The sequence below is a fragment of the Mesorhizobium sp. P5_C1 genome (genome assembly GCF_054049815.1).
In genome coordinates this window covers 1-2,758 of record NZ_JBFULQ010000647.1, presented here as the reverse complement: position 1 = coordinate 2,758, position 2,758 = coordinate 1, and the positions used below count along the sequence as shown (strand labels likewise).

The 2,758-nt window shown below is 64.0% G+C and carries 1 protein-coding gene; it reads left to right on the top strand.

Going from position 1 to position 2,758, the window contains the following annotated elements:
• Positions 1–141: 141 nt before the first annotated feature.
• The coding region (locus ACXJ7R_RS29350; protein ID WP_457154883.1) for a caspase family protein at positions 142–2,758 on the top strand (2,617 nt) is incomplete at its 3' end.

Sequence of the window (2,758 nt, the reverse complement as noted above, 5' to 3'; positions counted from 1 at the left end):
AGCGAGCAGGTGCAGGGCGCAACCACGGCCATGCTGGACGAGCTGTTGCGCTGGAGTGAAGCCCTGAAGCCGATGCGGACGGCCTGAAGGAGCCGGTTTTCGGCCCAAAAACCCGGCTTGCTCGCGCCATAAAGAGGTGGAATGGTTGGCGAACGACTGCGCCGGGGGCGGTTCGACTTGCGCTTGCTGTTTGCCTTGCTGCTGATGCTTACGACCACCGCCACCGCGGTGGCGGAGCGGCGCGTGGCGCTGGTCATCGCCGACGACGACTACCGTCTGGTCCGGCCGCTCGCCAATCCCATCAATGACGGCGAGGCGATGGAAGCGTCGCTGAAGAAGCTCGGCTTCGAGGTCGTTCTCGAAACCAACCGCGATCTCCGACGCATGCGCCGCGCGCTCGACGATTTTCGCGAGGATGCGAAAGGCGCCGACGTGGTGCTGGTCTACTTCTCCGGCCATGGCGTCGAAATCTCAGGCGACAACCGGCTGCTGCCGATCGATGCCGACGCCTCTTCGCTCGATGCGCTGCAGAAGACCAGCCTGCCGCTGGAGGAAGTGCGCGACACGGTCGCCGCCACCGCAAGGGTCGGGCTGATCGTGCTCGACGCCTGCCGCAGCGATCCCTTCTCGGGAAGCAGCGGCCAGGGGCGCGGCGCGACCTCACTGGCAAAGGATGTTGCCGACAAGGTCAAGCCGGGACTTGGCCGCATTGGCCGCGCGGAAAACATCCTGTTCGCCTTCTCGGCCGCCCCCGGCGAGACGGCCGCCGACGGAACCGGCCAGAATTCGCCGTTCACGACGGCACTGACCAAATATCTCGGCACCGACGGTCTCGAGATCCGCTCGGTGCTGACTTTGGTGCAGCAGGAGGTCTATGACCTGTCGCGCGGAAAACAATTGCCTTACGTCGAGAGCGGCCTGCCCAAACTGTTCTTTGCCGCGGCGGCCAAGGAACAGCTGCCGGAGCGCGAACGCCTGCTGCTTGCCATGGCCGACGTGACGCCGGACATGCGCGGCCAGGTCGAGCAGATCGCCAGCGACGCCGACATGCCGCTGGCGCCGCTCTATGGCGCGCTGATCGGTTCCGACACTGGCAATTTGTCAGCGGACAGCCTGAATACCCGGCTGCGTGAAGCGGCCGACGCCTTCGTCAAGGTGCGCAGCGAGATGAAGACGCTCGCGGCCGATGATCCGCGAGTGACGGAATTGCGTCGGCAGGCCGAAGAGCAGCTGTCGCTCGGCGCCTTCGAGGCAGCGCAGGCAAAGCTGGCGGAAGCGGCCAATATCGACGAGGTGTCGCGCAACGCGCTGAAGGTGAATTTCGTCGACCGCACGCTGTCGCAGGCCGCAACGGTATTCCTGTCGGCAGGCGCGGCGCGCGCCGACCTGAACTATGCGGCAGCCATCAACGGCTACGAATTCGTGCTGGCGCTGTATGGCGAGGCCGGGCAGACCTCGCTCAGCCTGGAACAGGCCGACCGCCAGAGCCGCACGCTGGAGGAACTCGGAGTTCTCTATACGACGGTCGGCAATATCGACGCGGCCGGCCGCGCCTTTTCCGCACTGTTGGCCAACCTCGAGCAGCGATCGCTTCAGGAAACCGATCCCAGCGTCAAGCGCGATCTCGCCATCAGCCATATAAAGCTCGCCAACACAAGGATGGCGCAAGGCGACCTGCCAACCTCCCTGGAAAACTATGAGGCGGCCAGGGACATGCTGCAGGACCTGACCACAAGCGTGCCGGACAAGAAGGACTGGCTCGGCGATCTTGCCATGGCCAACGACAAGATCGGCAACGTTCTGGCGACGCAAGGCGATGTGAGCGCCGCGGCCCAAGCCTATCAGCAAAGCCTCTCGATCAAGCAACAGTTGGCCGATGCGGAGCCGGGCCGCGCCGATCTGCTCAATGATCTGACAATCACCTATGACGAAATCGGCGACCTTGCCCGTACTGCCGGTCAGTTGGATGGCGCCCAGACAGCGTTGGAAGAGAGCCTGAGAATTCGGTTGGCGCTGGCCGAGAACAAGCCCGATGACACGCGGCGCCAACGCGCTGTCTCAGTCAGCCAAACCAGGATCGGTGATCTGCTGCGGGAGCGCGGCGACGCCGCCGGTGCGCTCGTAGCCTTCAACAAGAGCCAGGCGATCGCCGAAGACTTGGCACGCCGCGACCCCAACAATACCGACTTGAAGCGCGACCTGTCGATTGGTTACTCCAAAATCGGAAATGCTTACAGCGACCAGAAGGATTGGCCGCTCGCGCTGGGGGCCCACCAGCAGGCGCTGGCCACGGCGCGCGACCTTGCCGCCATCGATCCCGGCAACACGGACTGGCAGCGCGACCTGTCGGTGTGCCTCGAGCGGGTCGCCGAGGTGCTTAGGGTGCAAGGCAATGCCAGCGGCGCCCTGCAAAACTATCAGGACAGCCTTGCTATTGCCGACCGGCTGGCCAAGCTGGATTCTGCCAATTTGAACTGGCAACGCGATATTTCGATCACCCTGCAGAAGATCGGGTATCTGGAAACCGACCGACGTCACTTTGAGGGTTCCAAGGCGGCCTTCGAGGCCAGCCTCGCTATTGCCCAGAAATTGGCCCAGTCCGATCCGAACAATGCGATCTGGCAAATCGATCTGGCGCGCGCCTACGTCGCCTATGCCTATGTGGCGAGGGATCCGAAGGCCGCGCTGACCACGGCGCTCAACCTAACGCTGGAGCTCGACCGCACGGGGCGGCTGGCGCCCGGAGACAAATTCATGA